The organism is Streptomyces chisholmiae, assembly GCF_031845445.1.
In the GTDB taxonomy this organism is placed as follows: domain Bacteria; phylum Actinomycetota; class Actinomycetes; order Streptomycetales; family Streptomycetaceae; genus Streptomyces; species Streptomyces chisholmiae.
This window is the reverse complement of record NZ_JAVREO010000009.1, coordinates 263452-277945: the sequence shown is the minus strand read 5'-3', so window position 1 is coordinate 277945 and position 14494 is coordinate 263452. Positions and strand designations below refer to the sequence as shown.

Here is a 14494-nt window from a genome sequence, read left to right as displayed (position 1 = left end):
GGGCCTGGATCGGCTGACTTCGGCCGGTGATGGTGGATTTCAGTGAGTTACGTTAGCTTCTGCTCAAAACCTATGCCGCCCACGGGATGCTGTCCAGGGCGCTCCGGTCGCCGCCCGAGGGGCGGCAGCACCGGTAGTTGATGTTGCCTCGGAGCCAAACTATGACGAGCTGTTGGAAGCTGTTCGACCCGTTGCGTTTTCACAACGGTCCGGTCGGTGACCTGCTCCGAGTGTTGACCGGGCCCCGCGCAGCGCCAAGAATCCCGGCCCGGGCGGTATGCCCAACGCCCCGACGAGGGGGCGTTTCACGAGAGGCAACGACATGACCCCAACCAAGAGAGCGCGCCGCGCCCGTGCGGCGATAGCGGGCGGAGCGCTCTGCGCCCTACTGGCCACCGGCTGCGGCGGCGGCTCGTCGAACGACGGCGGCGGCGGTGGCGGCGGCGGCGGGGCCGGGTCCGACACTCTCAACATCTTCAGCGGCGCCTCCGGCGACTTCCAGGCGAACTTCAACCCGTACTCGCCGACCAAGCTGGAGGGCGCCGGCTCCATCTTCGAGCCGCTGTTCTTCCTGAACATCGCCCGCTCCGAGGACCCGGTCCCGCTGCTGGGCACCGAGTACAGCTGGAACGAGGACGGCACCGAGCTGTCCATCACGCTGCGCGAGGGCGTCGAGTGGTCCGACGGTGAGGCCTTCACGGCGGACGACGTGAAGTTCACCTTCGACATGCTGCGCGAGAACGAGGCGATCAACAGCATCGGCTTCGACGGCGAGACCACCGTGGTGGACGACACCCACGTGACGGTCGCCTTCGAGTCGACCGCCTACATGGACGCCGCCGAACTGCTCGGCCGCACCTGGATCGTGCCGGAGCACATCTGGAGCGACGTCGACCCGGCCACCGACACCATGACCGAGCCGGTCGGCACCGGGCCCTACACCCTCGGCGAGTTCAAGGCGCAGTCGTTCACGCTGACCGCCAACCCGAACCACTGGGACGGCGAGCCGGCGGTCAAGACCATCAGGTCCCTGTCGCTGTCCGGCAACCAGGCGGGCGCCGACGCGCTCAGCGCCGGCCAGGTCGACTGGCTGACCAGCCCGGTGCCCAGCCTGGACCGGGTCGAGGAGGTCTACCCCGGCTACACCTCCGTGGTCGCCAACACCTTCCAGATCGTGCTCGGCACCTGCTCCAACGAGGAACTCGGCTGCGAGGGCCCGCAGACCGACCCGGCCGTGCGGCAGGCCATCTACCACGCGATGGACCGCGAGACCATCGACTCCCTCGCCTTCCAGGGCATCGCCGCCCCGATGTCGCCCGGCTTCGGCCTGCCCGACCGGGACTACATCTCCCCGGACCTGGAGAACCAGGTGACCGAGATGACCGGCGACGTCGAGAGCGCCACCGCGGTGCTGGAGGCGGCCGGCTGGGAGCGGGACGGCGACGGCCTCTACCAGCGGGACGGCGAGGAGCTCTCGCTCAGCGTGCGCGCGGTGTCCGGCTGGACCGACTACATCACCACCCTCCAGACGATGACCGAGCAGCTGCGCGCGGCCGGCATCGAGCTGATCGTGGAGCAGTCCTCCTGGAACGAGTGGTCCGAGGCCCGCGGCCGCGGCGACTACGAGCTGATCATCGACGCGCTCAACCCCGGCCCGACGGCCGACCCGTACTGGCAGTACATCAACTACTACACCAGCGAGAACACCCAGCCGGTCGGCGAGAACACCAACACCAACTGGGCGCGCTACGCCAACCCCGAGGTGGACGCGGCGATCGAGGAGCTGAGCCACATCGACCCGGCCGACGCCGACGCGCGCCAGCCGCACCTGGACCTCATCCAGACCACCATCGAGCAGGAGATGCCGTACATCCCGGTGCTGCTCAACGGCACGGTGAGCATCTGGAACCAGGACAAGTTCACCGGCTGGCCGACCGAGGACGACCTGTACACGTTCCCGGCGCTCTGGCAGAGCCCGGACAACAGCCTGGTCTACAAGAACCTCCGGCCGGCCGGCGGCGAGTGACCCGCTGACCCCACCACCCCGCTGACCCCACGACCCCGCCGGGCCTCGCCCCGGCGGGGTCGCGCCGTTCCGGGGCGGCGCGGGCGCGCCGGGCCGGCGCCGCGGTCGCGGCCCTCAGGGGCGCAGCACGAGCTTGCCGACGTGCTCCCGGCGGGCCAGCGCCTCCTGCGCCTCGGCGGCCCGCTCCAGCGGGTAGGCCGCGGCGATGACCGGCTGGAACGCGGCCCGGCGCGCCAGCTCCACCAGCTGGTCGAAGTGCGCGGGCGTGTGCATCGCCGAGCCGATGAGCTGCGCGTTGTGCAGGTAGAGCCGGCGCACGTCGAAGTCCAGCCGGTAGCCGCCGAGCGCGCCGGCGACCACCCACCGGCCGCCCTCGCGCAGCAGCGGCAGCCCGTCGGCCACCAGCTGGCCGGCCACCACGTCGAGCCCGACGTCGATGCCCTCGGGGGCGGCGGCGGCCAGCTGGGCGGCGAGGTCGCCGGCCCGGTCGAGCACCGCGTGCGCGCCCGCCGCGCGCACCGCGTCGATCTTGGGGCCGCTGCTGATGGCGAGCACCCGCGCGTCGCGCGCCCGGGCGAGCTGCACCAGCGCGAGACCGACGCCGCCGGACGCGCCGGAGACCAGGGCGGTCTCGCCCGCCCGCAGCCGCCCGCGCTCGATCATGCCGAGTGCCGTCCCGTAGGCGGTGGGCAGCGCGGCGAGCTGCTCGTCGGTGAGCGGGGAGTCCGTCACGTCGTGTGCCTGGGCGGCCGGCGCGGTCACGTACTCGGCGTAGCCGCCGTCGCGTTCGCTGCCCATCAGGCCCACCGGGTTGGCGTCCGGCCCCTCGGCGTCGTAGATCGCCGGGTCGACGAGCACCCGACGCCCGACGAGGTCGGCCGGCACGTCGGCCCCGACGGCGGCGACCCGGCCGGCCACGTCGGCGCCCTGGACGCGCGGGAAGTCGACCGGGCCGCGCCAGCCCGACCGGGTGGTCGGGGCGCCGGGGCGGCCGTAGGCGCCCTCCCGGGTCCACAGGTCCGTGTTGTTCAGCGCCACCGCGCTGACCCTCACCAGCACCTCACCCGCCCCCGGGTCGGGCACGGGCACCTCCGCCAGCTCCAGGACCTCCGGCCCTCCGTGCCCGGTGGCGCGCACCGCTCGCATGGACGGGGACGTACTCATCACCGAAACCTCCTCGGGGCTATACCGATCTGTGAACACCTCCAGGGTAAACCGATCGGTGAAGGAGCGCCGCCCGAGGCACGACGCGCGCCCCCTGGCCGGCCGGCCAAGGGGCGCGTCCCCGGCGGCTAGCCGCGGCGCAGCCGGAGCACCCGGGCGGTGGCCGCGGGGCCGCCGTCCGGCACCGTCAGGTCCAGCACGCCGCGCTCGGCGTCCCAGGCCAGCGACCAGTCGGCCGCGCCCGACCCCGGGCCGGGGAAGACGACCTCGGGCCGCGCCTCGACACCGCGCAACCCCGGGACCGGCACGGCCAGTTCGGCCGAGGCGCCCGGCCGGCGCCAGACCGTGAGCAGGGTCTCCCCCGCCGGCACCGCCAGCCCGGTCGCCACCCACGGCTCGTCGGCCCCGGCCAGCCCGAGCGGCCAGAACGGCAGGGCGGTGGCGATCGACGCGCGCAAATCCTTGTGCACCGCCACCGCCTCGCGCACCAGAGCCAGCTGCTCGGGCGCCATCCGGTTCAGGTAGCCGGACAGGTAGAGCCGGCCGAGGATGCCGGTGGCCAGCGTGAACGCCGACTCCTCCACCGTCATCTCCGGCTGCGTGTAGGCCCAGTTACCGGCCTGCTCCGGCAGCACCGACGCCGGGGCCGCCGCCGCGATCGGCGGGTACAGCAGCGGGTCCTGCTGGTCCGAGGTGGACTGGAGGTGCAGCCGGGAGAGCATCGCGTAGTCCATCCGCATCGCCCCGGACGCGCAGTTCTCGATCAGCACCCCGGGATGCCGGGCCAACAGCGCGTCCAGCCAGGCGAGATGGGCCCGGTTGTGGTCCAGCAGGCCCTCGCCCGGGTCCGCCCCGCCCAGGTCGGTGCCCGGGCCCGGCATGATGTTGTAGTCGAACTTGAAGAAGCCGACGCCGAACTCCTCGATCAGGCCGTCGACGATCCCGTCCACGTGCGCCCGGGCCGCCGGGTGCCGAAGGTCCAGGTGGTAGCGGCCGTGCTCCACCACCCGCTCGCCGCGCCGCTGGAAGAACGCCTCCGCCGGCAGCCGCTCGGCCATCGTCGAGCGCACCCCCACCACCTCGGGCTCCAGCCACAGCCCTGGCACCATGCCGCGCTCCCGGACGCGGTCCATGACCTCCCCGAGGCCGCCGGGGAACCGGGTGGTCGAGGGCCGCCACTCGCCGACGCTGTCCCACCAGCGACCGTCCTCGTCGTACCAGCCGGCGTCCACACAGAAGTACTCGGCGCCGGCCTCGGCCGCCGCGTCGATCAGCGGCAGCAGCTTCTCCGTGGTCGGGGAGCCCATCAGGGTGTTCATGTAGTCGTTGAAGATCACCGGCAGCGCTTCCGACCGGCCGGCGCGCAGCGCCCGCCGCTGCCGGGTGAGCGCGCCGAACGCCGCGTCCACGCCGCCCGCCGCGACCGCCAGCGAGACCGGCACCGTGCGGAAGCCCCGCTCAGCGGTGACCACCGTGCTCCACTGGTGCTCGATGTCCGTCGGGCCCAGCAGCGCCAGGTAGGCGCCGACCCGGCGCTCCCCCAACTCCCAGTGCCACGCCCCGTTGTGCTCGATCTGCCAGGCCAGCGCCCAGGAGTCGTCGGCGGCGACCACCGCGCCGGTGGGCAACCGTTCGCCGGTGGACCACGAGCTGCGCGAGGTCACCGGGAACCGGCTGCGCGAGGGGTGGTGGTGGGTCTCCGGCTCGATGTTGACCAGGCCGGTCTCGCGCAGCGGCACCCGCCGCCAGCGCGACTCGGCGACCCAGTCGGAGTCCGCGCAGACCACGTCCAACGCGTCGACGCCCCGCCCGGAGTCGGCCAGGAACGCGCCGGTCACCACCGAGGAGACGGCGGTCAGCCGGACCTGTCCCGGCCCGGCGAGCGCCACCTCGGTCCAGACCCGCACCGCGGGCGCGCCGGGGCTGGCCCGGAAGACGGTGGCGACCCGCAGCCCCGACGTGTCGTCCGCCTGCTCCACCCGCAGCTCGGCGTCCGCGCCGGCGGTCGACTCGGTGTGGCCGACGTAGCGCAGCCGGGCGCCGACCGTGGTGTCCGCGTACCGGTGGCTGCCGGGGAACCTGCCGTGGCCCAGCGCCTGCAACTCGACCAGCGGCGGCGCCGCCGCGTCGTCCAGCGTGGGCTGGCCGGGCGCGCCGGCGGGACGCAGGGAGAGCAGCGACACCGGCTGGTCGCCGCCCACCCCGAGGACCAGCCGCACCGCGTCGCTCCCCCAGGCCAACTGGGCCCGGGCCGCGGGGGTCGGGGACGCGGGGGCGGGGGAATGCTCAGGCATGAGGACGTGCGCTCCGTTCGTGCGGGGACTCGTGCGGGGACTCGTGCGGGGTTCGTTCGACGGGTTCCTGGCCGGGCGCGGGGCCGAGTTCGGGACCGGGGCGGCCAAGGGGTAAGCACCCCAAAGGGTTTCGCATCAGAACTTATGCCGAACGAGCGAACGATGTCCATGTTCCTCCGGCCTTGGATCACCCGGGAAAGCCCGGACAAACCCCATCCTCCCGGGTCCGGGCGACCGGGCACCCAACCGGCGTTCAACCGGGCATGGTTGCCCAGCAAAGCCGACGCCCCCGGCGGCCGGGACGGGCCTCGGGGGCGATGCGGGGAGCGGCGGAGGTGGGTTCAGGAAGCGGGGGCGTAGCGCTGGAAGGTGACGCCGCCGCGGAAGGTCTTGTTCTCCAACAGCCGCAGCCGGGGAATCTCGTGGTCCTCCGGGAAGAGCCGGCGCCCCCGGCCCTGGACGGCGGGGTGGACGAAGAGCCGGTACTCGTCCACCAGCCCGGCCCTGATCAGGGCGTGGCTGAGGGTGATGCTGCCGGTGACCACGATGTCCAGGCCGGTGGCGCGTTCCTTCAGCTCGGCCACCTCGGCCACCGGATCGGCGTCCAGGATCGTGGAGTTGACCCACTCCGGGGCCTGGAGGGTGGTCGAGACGACGTACTTGTGGACCTCGTTCAGGTAGTCGGCGATGCCCGTCGGGTCGTCGGTCTGCTCCGGCCAGTACGAGCGGAAGTCCTCGAAGGTGCGGCGGCCGAGGAGCAGGGCGTCCGCCTGGCTGTCCTGGCGCCGGGTCTCGGCCAGCAGGTCGTCGTTGTCCACGTCGCCGTGGCCCCGCGGGTCGAACCAGTCGGTGAGCATCTCGACGGAGCCGTCAACGGTGATGTTCTGGGTGATGGCGAGCGTGCGCACGCTGTCCCTCCGGTCGGGGAGCCGCCGGCTCCCGGTGCTGTGCGGTCAGTACTGCTCCCCGTCCCTTACCCCCTCCAGGTAGGCGTTGGCGGAGGCGCCCTCGTCCACCAGGTCGGGGGCGAGGTCAAGCGAGGCGAGCAGCGCGGCGCCCCGGCCCTCGGCCGGCTGCCAGCGCTCGGCGATGATCCGCTGCTTGTCCTCGGGCTGGCTCTCCAGCCACTGCCGGTTGGTCGGGCTGAGCTGCCGCAGGAAGTGGGCGAGCGGGTCCACGGACATGGCCGTCGTCTCCTGACCTCGGGGAAGCGCGGGCGCGCCGGTCGGCGCCGACGCCGGGGATCAGCCTGGCCGAGGCGGCGGCGGGGCGCGGCCCGCCGGCCGGCGGGCCGCGCCATGTCTCACCCGGCCGGAGGAGACGGCGTCGCCGCCGGGGCACCGGCCGGTTCGGGGCGCGGGGCGCGGGGCAGGTGGCCGGGGGGCCGAGTCGGGGTGCGGGGCCGGGTTGGGGCGTGGCGGCGGGTCGGGGCGCGGGGTCGGGTTAATGCCTGGCCCGGGCCGCGCGGAGTTGGCAGGCTGGCCGGCATGGCAGCGACCGATCCCCCGCCCACCGACCTCGCCGAGCTGTGCCGCTGGGAGCAGGCCGGTCGGCGGCTCAAGTACCTGTGTTTCTGGGGGCATCGGCCCGGCCGGGGGGACGGTCCCGGGCCCTGGTGCCTCAGCCAGTGGTGGCCGGCGCCGTTCACCATCGAGGGCGTCCGCTACGCCACCGCCGAGCACTACATGATGGTCTCCAAGGCACGGCTCTTCGAGGACCACGCCGCCGTCCCCCGCATCCTGGCCGCGGCCAGCCCGGGCGAGGCGAAGGCGCTGGGGCGGCGGGTGACGGGGTTCGACGAGACGACCTGGCGGACCTACCGGTCGGGCATCGTGTTCCGGGCCAGCCTGGAGAAGTTCGGGCAGGACGCGCGGCTGCGGGCCTACCTGTTGGGCACGGCCGGCCGGGTGCTGGTCGAGGCGAGCCCGGTGGACCGGGTGTGGGGCATCGGCCTGCCGGCCGACGACCCCCGAGCCACCTCACCGAGCCGGTGGCGCGGCGAGAACCTGCTGGGCTTCGCCCTGATGCGGGCCCGGACGGCGCTGGCCGGCGCCGACCCCGGCGACGCCTGACGGCCGTCCCGGTCGGCCATCGCGGGGTCAGGGGAACGGGGTGACATACAGCTCCGGCCGGGTCGGGCCGGGCGGCGACTCGATCACCGGCACCGGCTTCCCGCCCGGGTCGCCGCGCCGTTCGATGGCGAAGTTGAGGGTGCCGCCGGCCGCCGGGACCGCGTTGTCCAGGTGGAGCAGGAACAGCGCGTCGGTGACCCGGCCCGGCGTGAGCGCGGTCTCCGGGGCGGCGGCGTGGGTGACCCGGACGGCCCGCACGGCGACCGCCACCGCGTCGTGGTTGGCCACCGCGTAGCCGTCGGCGAGCGCGGCGGCCGGGTCGTCCTCCTGCGGGAGGTGGCTGGTGTAGGCCGCGTAGAAGTCGGCGAACCCGGCCGGCGCCGCCGGGTTGGCGCCGCCGTCCACCGCCCAGGCCGGGTCCATCGCCGAGGCCTGGACGACCGTGATGTGGCTGGCCACCAGCTGTTCCTGCTCGCTCTCGTCGATCACCGGGCCGGTCTCGGCGAAGAGCACCACGATCGGCCGGTCCCGGCAGGGCCGGCTGTGCAGGGAGTCGAGGAAGGCGTCCAGGTCGGCGGTGCGGCCGGCGAAGAGCACCATGTCCGCCTCGGTGGCGCAGACGTTCTGCACGGCGGCCTGGAACAGCGCGGGCGCGGCGGACTCGCCGATGGTGGTGCCCTGGAACGGCTGGTCCGGGTTGTCGCCCAACTCCTCGGCCAGCTCGCGGCGGAACGCCTCGGTGAGCGTGCTGACATGCAGGTCGGGGGCGCGGGTGTCGTGCACCAGCACCGCCCGGTCCAGGTCGTCCCGGCCCCGCACGTAGCCGCGCAGCGCGGTGACGAAGTCGGTGTTGCTGGCGGTGACCCGGACCAGGCCAGGCACCGTTTCGGCGTTCAGCCCGTCGGCGCTGGCCGAGGCGCCGACCAGCGGGACGCCGTGCTCGGCGAGCCGGGCGGCGGCGGCCCGGCTGGGCTCGCTGCTCATGGCCAGGCCGGCGACGGCGACCAACGGGGCGGCGTCGTCGGTCATGCCGACCAGCTGCTCCACGGCCGGCTCCCACTTGTCGTGCCGGGAGCCGGCGTTGGCCAGCATCAGCTGGATCTGCGGCGCCGGGTCGCCGAGTTGGCGGCTGTGGTTGGCCCGCATCTGCGCGGTGTAGGCGCCCTCCAGGGCGTGCAGCACCCGAACCGGGGCGTGCGGGGCGCGGTCGTCGGGGGTCAGCGTGGACAGCAGCCCGACCTTGACGGCGGCGCCGCCGTCGTCGGCGACCCGGGTGTTCTCCACCCGGATCAGCCGCTGGACCTCGCGGAACCGTTCGGTCAGCGGCTCGGCCGCCTCACCGGTCGGCAGGAACGCGGGCGAGCCGTCGCTGACGCCGACGCACTCGCCGTCCCGCTCGGTCAACTCGGCGCCGCCGCAGTCGCGGCCGGCCAGCCAGTCGGGCACCACCCACAGCCCGCCGGCCAGCAGGGCGAGGCCGAGCAGCGCGGCGAGCAGCCACCGGCCACGGCGGGGCGGCAGCTTGATGGGGGGCATGCTCGGCGACGAGCCCCCGTGGCCGGGGGCCGTGGTCGAAGGGGGCATCAGCTCTCCTCGGGACGCGGACGGTGGACGGGAACGGGGCCGCCCGGACGGGACCGGCCGGAGCGGAACGGGACGGAGACGGGACGGGACGGGACGGGACGGGACGGGACGGGACGGGACGGGACGGGATCAGGAAGGAGACGGGACGGACGGTTTCGGGTGCCTCGGGGTGATCCGAGATGGTGCGGGGTGTGCGGGGTGGCGCGGGAGGATCTGGGGTGGCGCGGGATGGTGGTGCCGGGCCAACGAGGCGGCCGGGGCCGCGGTTCAGGACCACCACTGGGCCTGGGCCCGGTAGTCCCGGACGGACTGGTCGAACACCACCAGGCCGTCCGGCGAGTGGGAGGCGAGGCCGGCCAGGGCCTGGGCGATCTGGGTGTGGAGCAGCTCGCGGGCGCTGCCGCTGAGCGGGTCGCCGACGACCCGGAGCGCCGCCAGCAGGTGGGTCACCCGGGTGCCCGACTCGTCCAGCGCCCCCGGGTCGTCGGGGCCGCCCGGGCCGTCGGGACGGTCCGGACCGGCCGGGCCGTCAGCGGACTCGCGCAGCAGGACGTGGAAGAGCGCCGGCGCCGGCCGGGGCCGCGCGGCGGCCGGGCCCGGCGGGGCGGCGGCCACCTCGCGCACCAGCGCCAGCCACTCCTCGCCCGGCAGCCGGGGCAGCAGGGCGACCAGCTCCAGCGCCACCGCGCGCGACTCGCCCAGCGCGAGCCGGTGGTAGAGCTGGCCGGGCAGATCCGCCCGCTCCTCGCAGTGCGCGCGCAGCTCGGCGTGCGCCGCCCGCCAGTCGGCCGGCGCGGCGGCCAGCCGGCGGCGCAGCAGCCGGCCGAGCACGGCGGAGCCGGCGCCGGCCGACGGGTCCCAGGGCTCGACCCCGCCCGGCCAGGCCACGCCGGCCAGGCCGACGCGCTGGCTGAGCCAGAGCGACTCGGCCGGGGTGCGGCCGGCGGCGCAGCGGGCGATGGCCGGGAGCCGGCCGTCGGCGTCCGGCAGCAGCCGGCCCACCAGCCACTCCTCGACGGTCGGCCCGGCCGCCCGGCTGCCGGGGCGGTCCGGCGCGGGCGCCGGCTCGGCGAGCAACTCGGCGACCGAGTCGGTGGCCACCCGGCGGGCGGCACGGGCCGCCAGGCCGGCGGCGAGCGCGCCGACCGCCTCCGGGTGGCCGGCGGTGAACTCGTGGACCAGGCGGACCAGTCGGCGGTCGGCCGCGCCCCGCGGCGTGGCGTCGCCGAGCAGCCGTTGGATGTCGGCCCTGGCCAGATCGGGGATCCGGTAGCGCAGCCAGGCCGGGGGCGGCTCGCCGGCGGCGGGGGCGGCGAGCGCCCACCGGAGCGGGGCGTGCGGGGTGTCGGACAGCTCCGGCGGGGCGAGCCGGCCGGTGGCCACCACGGTCAGCGGCTCGGCGCGGGCGCCGGGCTCCAGCGGCGGGCGGGCGTCCAGCAGCCGGCCGAGGAAGGCCCGGCCGGCCGGGGTGTCCACGTTGTCCAGCAGCAGCAGCGGGGTCGGCAGGGCGCGCACCCGGCGCGGGACGTCCCGCAGGTCGGCGAGGAACGCCTCGGTCAGCAGGGCGTCCAGGCTGTCCCTGGCGGCCGTGGCCGGGCCGTCCCGGCCGGCGGCGCGCAGCTCCTCGGCCCAGCGGTTCAGCTCGACCAGGGTGTCCAGCTCGTGGTCCGTCCGGCCCAGGTCCCGGTGGCCGAACCAGTGTTGGGAGCGGCGCGGGAAGGTGGGGAAGACGGCGGCCAGCGCGACGGCGATGCCCTGCAGCGGCAGCCGGAAGGCCAGGGTCAGGCCGCCGACGGTGGTGCTGGCCTCGGGCGGCTCGCCGAGCAGCTCACGCAGGAAGCGCTCCGGCCAGCGGGCGCCGCGCCGCTGCTTGAGGTGGGTCCGCAGCGCCTCCCTGGCCCGTTCGAAGTCGAGGCCGTCCAGGTCCTGTTCGATCACCAGCAGGGCGATCAGCAGCCGGGGGAAACGGAGTCGGCGGTAGCGGGGCCGGTAGCGGGCGAGCCGCTCGGCGAGGAGGACGAGGGTGCGCGGGATCTCGTCGTACCCGCTGGCGGCGAAGTCCACCCGGGCGTAGGGGACGTGCTGGTTGACCCAGTCGTCGAGGGTCCGGAGTAAGAGGGACTTGCCGCTGCCCGGGCCGCCCTCGAAGAAGACCACGGGTCTTCGGCCCCTGGCGAGGGCGCCCTTGCCGGGGCGCATCAGCGCGTGCACCCCGCGGATCGCGGTCTCCCGTTCGAAGACGGGCTGTCGCGTGGCGACCATCCGGGCTTCCCCCTGCCTGACGGTGACGGCGAGCGCGCCGGCCGGCGCGCTGGCGCGGCGGGACGGCGGTCCACCTGCTCCGCGCGTACCCCGCGATCGGGCGGCCACACCGGGAAGTTGGGCGCGGGGCCCCGGGAGCGCGGCGGGCCGCGCCCCCGGGCCCGGCTCAACCGCGCATCAGGGCGCGGACCAGCCGGCAGGTGGTGTCGGACGGGTAGTGCACCCCGATGCGCGGGGCGATGTCGCGTATCCGCTGGTCGCTGGCGCCGGCCGGGTGGTAGACGCCGGTGTCCAGCAGGGCCGTGGCCAGCCGGAGCGCCTTGAGCCTGCGGTTGTGCGACTCGTACCAGACGCGGGGCTGTCCGGCGGGCAGCGGCTTCTTGTGGAGTGTCGGGTCGGGCAGGGTGGAGAGGGGGAGCTGGAGTGGTGTTGCGACAGCGGCCATCGGCACCTCCGGGAACGACGGCTGACCATTCGAACGCTATCGATTCTACGGGGGGCCACTGACAATTCCCGCTGGTCGACGGGGGTGCGTGGGGCGGAAGTGACCCCCCGTCCCGAAGCGGTCAGCGGGGGTGGAGAAACGATCGGAACCGGAACTCAGGCCGGAACTCGGGCCGTCAGGACAGCTCGCCCCGGAGCGTCTCCGCGGCCTTCACCAGGTGGGTCAGCGCGTCCCGCACCTCGGGCCAGGCGCGGGTCTTCAGCCCGCAGTCCGGGTTGACCCACAGCCGCTCCGCCGGGATCGCCGCCAGCCCGGCCCGCAGCAGCCCCACCACCTCGTCCGGGTCCGGCACCCGCGGCGAGTGGATGTCGTACACCCCGGGCCCCACCTCCCGCGGGTAGTGGGCGGCGGCGAGTTCCCTGGCCACCTGCATGTGCGAGCGGGCCGCCTCCAGGCTGATCACGTCCGCGTCCAGGTCGTCGATGGCCCGCAGGATGTCGCCGAACTCGGCGTAGCACATGTGGGTGTGGATCTGAGTGTCCGCCCGGACGCCGGCCGTGGTCAGCCGGAACGCCTCGGTGGCCCAGGCCAGGTAGGCCGGCTGGTCGGCGGCCCGCAGCGGCAGCGTCTCGCGCAGCGCCGGCTCGTCCACCTGGATCACCGCGCTGCCGGCCGCCTCCAGGTCGACCACCTCGTCCCGCAGGGCCAGCGCGACCTGCCGCGCCGTCTCGCCCCTGGGCAGGTCGTCCCGGACGAAGGACCAGGCGAGCATCGTGACCGGCCCGGTCAGCATCCCCTTGACCGGCCGCTCGGTGAGCGACTGGGCGTAGCCGGTCCAGGCCACGGTCATCGGCTCCGGCCGGGAGATGTCGCCGGCCAGGATCGGCGGGCGGACGTACCGGGTGCCGTAGGACTGCACCCAGCCGTGCTGGGTGGCCAGGTAGCCGGTCAGCCGCTCGGCGAAGTACTGCACCATGTCGTTGCGTTCCGGCTCGCCGTGCACCAGCACGTCCAGCCCGGCCCGTTCCTGGAAGGCGATGGTCTCCTGGATCTCCCGGCGGACCCGCTCCTGGTAGCCGGCCTCGTCCAGCCGGCCGGCGCGCAGCTCGGCGCGGGCCGCACGCAGCTCGGTGGTCTGCGGGAAGGAGCCGATGGTGGTGGTGGGCAGCGGCGGCAGCCCGAGCCTGGCGCGCTGCGCGGCGGCCCGCTCCGGGTAGGGCGCCGAGCGGCGGGCGTCGGCGGGTACGACGGCCGCGGCCCGGGCCCGGACCGCCGGGTCGTGGGTGATCGGGGAGCCGGCCCGGGAGGCCAGGTCGGCTCGGTTGGCGGCCAGTTGGGCGGCGATCGCGTCGCTGCCCCGGGTCAGTCCGCGGGCCAGGGTGACCAGCTCGGTCACCTTCTGCCGGGCGAACGCCAGCCAGCGCAGGATCTGCGGGTCGATGTCCCGCTCGGCGGCGGCGTCCAGCGGGACGTGCAGCAGCGAGCAGGAGGCGGCCACGTCGACCCGGTCGGCGAGGCCGAGCAGCGTGGCCAGGGTGGCCAACGACCGCTCCAGGTCGTTGATCCACACGTTGCGGCCGTCGACCACGCCGGCGACCAGCCGCTTGCCCGGCAGGCCGCCGGCCGCGGCCAGGTCGTCCAGGTTCCGGGCGGCCGGGCCGGTCAGGTCCAGGGCCAGGCCGTCGACGGGCGCCTTGGCCAGCACCGGCAGCGCCTCGCCGAGCCGGTCGAAGTAGGCGGCGACCAGCAGCCGCGGCCGGTCGGCGCCGGTGCCCAGCACCCGGTAGGCGCGTTCGGCGGCGGCCAGTTCGGCCGGGGTGCGGTCCTGGGTGAGGGCCGGCTCGTCCAGCTGCACCCACTCGGCGCCCCGCGCGCGCAGGTCGGCGAGCACCTCGGCGTAGACCGGCAACAGCCGGTCCAGCAGGCTGAGCGGCTCGAAGTCAGCGGCCACCCCGGGCGCCGGCTTGGCCAGCAGCAGGTAGGTGACGGGGCCGACCAGCACCGGCCTGGCGGTCAGCCCCAGCGCGCGGGCCTCGCCGAACTCGGCGAGCTGCTTGGCCGGGTCGGCGGCGAAGACGGTGTCCGGGCCGAGTTCGGGGACCAGGTAGTGGTAGTTGGTGTCGAACCACTTGGTCATCTCCAGCGGCGCGACCTCCTGGGTGCCGCGCGCCATGGCGAAGTAGCCGGCCAGCGGGTCGGCGGCGTAGGCGGCGCGGTGCCGCTCGGGGATGGCGCCGACCATCACGCTGGTGTCCAGCACGTGGTCGTAGAGCGAGAAGTCGCCGGTGGGGACCTCGTCCAGGCCGGCTTCTGCCAGCTGGCGCCAGGCGTCGGCGCGGAGTTCGGCGGCGGTCGCCAGCAGGGCGTCGGCGGTCAGCCGGCCCTTCCAGTAGCGCTCGATCGCCTTCTTCAGCTGCCGGTCGGAACCCTGGCGGGGATAGCCGTGCACGGTGGCACGGACCGCCGCGGCTGCGGGCTTGGTGGTCAAGGAACTCTCCTTCGCGAGATGTGTCCCGTCGGGTTCGGGGACCGGAAGGAGGCGCGAAGGCGCGGCGACGGCGGTGCTCGGGACGCGCGTCGCCGCACGTCGGACACCGGTCGTCGGTCACGCGACCCGCCCACGAGGCCACCGAACCTCCGCGCGCGA

At 75.0% G+C, this 14494-nt stretch carries 10 protein-coding genes; 2 read left to right on the top strand and 8 right to left on the bottom strand.

Features of this window, described 5'->3' with window-relative positions; all coding sequences use genetic code 11:
- The first annotated feature begins 322 nt into the window (after nt 1–322).
- A complete protein-coding gene (locus RM844_RS17340) occupies nt 323–2026 on the top strand; it encodes an ABC transporter substrate-binding protein (RefSeq protein ID WP_311668134.1) in 1704 nt (567 codons plus the stop codon).
- 114 nt (nt 2027–2140) lie between these two features.
- On the opposite strand, the gene RM844_RS17335 is transcribed toward RM844_RS17340, so the two are convergent.
- The 4 genes from RM844_RS17335 to RM844_RS17320 all read right to left on the bottom strand — a co-directional run bounded on the left by RM844_RS17335 (nt 2141) and on the right by RM844_RS17320 (nt 6668).
- A complete protein-coding gene (locus tag RM844_RS17335) occupies nt 2141–3190 on the bottom strand; it encodes a zinc-binding dehydrogenase (RefSeq protein WP_311668133.1) in 1050 nt (349 codons plus the stop codon).
- A 128-nt stretch (nt 3191–3318) separates the two neighbouring features.
- Nucleotides 3319–5484 carry a glycoside hydrolase family 36 protein gene (locus tag RM844_RS17330; RefSeq protein ID WP_311668132.1) on the bottom strand — a complete coding sequence of 722 codons (2166 nt, stop codon included), beginning with the start codon at nt 5482–5484 and terminating at the stop codon, nt 3319–3321.
- A gap of 341 nt (nt 5485–5825) precedes the next feature.
- The gene (locus tag RM844_RS17325) at nt 5826–6392 is read right to left on the bottom strand and encodes a dihydrofolate reductase family protein (RefSeq protein WP_311668131.1); all 567 of its coding nucleotides are present in this window, start codon (nt 6390–6392) and stop codon (nt 5826–5828) included.
- A 45-nt stretch (nt 6393–6437) separates the two neighbouring features.
- Nucleotides 6438–6668 (bottom strand): hypothetical protein, encoded by a 231-nt coding sequence (locus tag RM844_RS17320; protein ID WP_311668130.1) that lies wholly within the window; start codon nt 6666–6668, stop codon nt 6438–6440.
- Nucleotides 6669–6971: 303 nt separating this feature from the next.
- Here RM844_RS17320 and RM844_RS17315 point away from each other — a divergent pair, with 303 nt between their 5' ends.
- Nucleotides 6972–7556, top strand: a complete 585-nt coding sequence (locus tag RM844_RS17315; RefSeq protein WP_311668129.1) for an NADAR family protein — start codon at nt 6972–6974, stop codon at nt 7554–7556.
- Nucleotides 7557–7583: 27 nt separating this feature from the next.
- On the opposite strand, the gene RM844_RS17310 is transcribed toward RM844_RS17315, so the two are convergent.
- From RM844_RS17310 to metE, 4 genes are all read right to left on the bottom strand, one after another.
- A complete protein-coding gene (locus RM844_RS17310; protein ID WP_311668128.1) occupies nt 7584–9140 on the bottom strand; it encodes an ABC transporter substrate-binding protein in 1557 nt (518 codons plus the stop codon).
- 267 nt (nt 9141–9407) lie between these two features.
- The gene (locus RM844_RS17305; RefSeq protein WP_311668127.1) at nt 9408–11402 is read right to left on the bottom strand and encodes a hypothetical protein; all 1995 of its coding nucleotides are present in this window, start codon (nt 11400–11402) and stop codon (nt 9408–9410) included.
- Nucleotides 11403–11568: 166 nt separating this feature from the next.
- Nucleotides 11569–11847 (bottom strand): hypothetical protein, encoded by a 279-nt coding sequence (locus RM844_RS17300; RefSeq protein ID WP_394814531.1) that lies wholly within the window; start codon nt 11845–11847, stop codon nt 11569–11571.
- 175 nt (nt 11848–12022) lie between these two features.
- The gene (metE, locus tag RM844_RS17295; RefSeq protein WP_311668125.1) at nt 12023–14335 is read right to left on the bottom strand and encodes a 5-methyltetrahydropteroyltriglutamate--homocysteine S-methyltransferase; all 2313 of its coding nucleotides are present in this window, start codon (nt 14333–14335) and stop codon (nt 12023–12025) included.
- Nucleotides 14336–14494: the final 159 nt, after the last annotated feature.

Bases quoted from the DNA above. Each gene is read 5' to 3' on its own strand.
- RM844_RS17340 (WP_311668134.1), top strand. From the start codon at position 323: ATGACCCCAACCAAGAGAGCGCGCCGCGCCCGTGCGGCGATAGCGGGC.
- RM844_RS17335 (WP_311668133.1), bottom strand. From the start codon at position 3,190: ATGAGTACGTCCCCGTCCATGCGAGCGGTGCGCGCCACCGGGCACGGA.
- RM844_RS17330 (WP_311668132.1), bottom strand. From the start codon at position 5,484: ATGCCTGAGCATTCCCCCGCCCCCGCGTCCCCGACCCCCGCGGCCCGG.
- RM844_RS17320 (WP_311668130.1), bottom strand. From the start codon at position 6,668: ATGTCCGTGGACCCGCTCGCCCACTTCCTGCGGCAGCTCAGCCCGACC.
- RM844_RS17315 (WP_311668129.1), top strand. From the start codon at position 6,972: ATGGCAGCGACCGATCCCCCGCCCACCGACCTCGCCGAGCTGTGCCGC.
- RM844_RS17310 (WP_311668128.1), bottom strand. From the start codon at position 9,140: ATGCCCCCTTCGACCACGGCCCCCGGCCACGGGGGCTCGTCGCCGAGC.
- RM844_RS17305 (WP_311668127.1), bottom strand. From the start codon at position 11,402: ATGGTCGCCACGCGACAGCCCGTCTTCGAACGGGAGACCGCGATCCGC.
- RM844_RS17300 (WP_394814531.1), bottom strand. From the start codon at position 11,847: ATGGCCGCTGTCGCAACACCACTCCAGCTCCCCCTCTCCACCCTGCCC.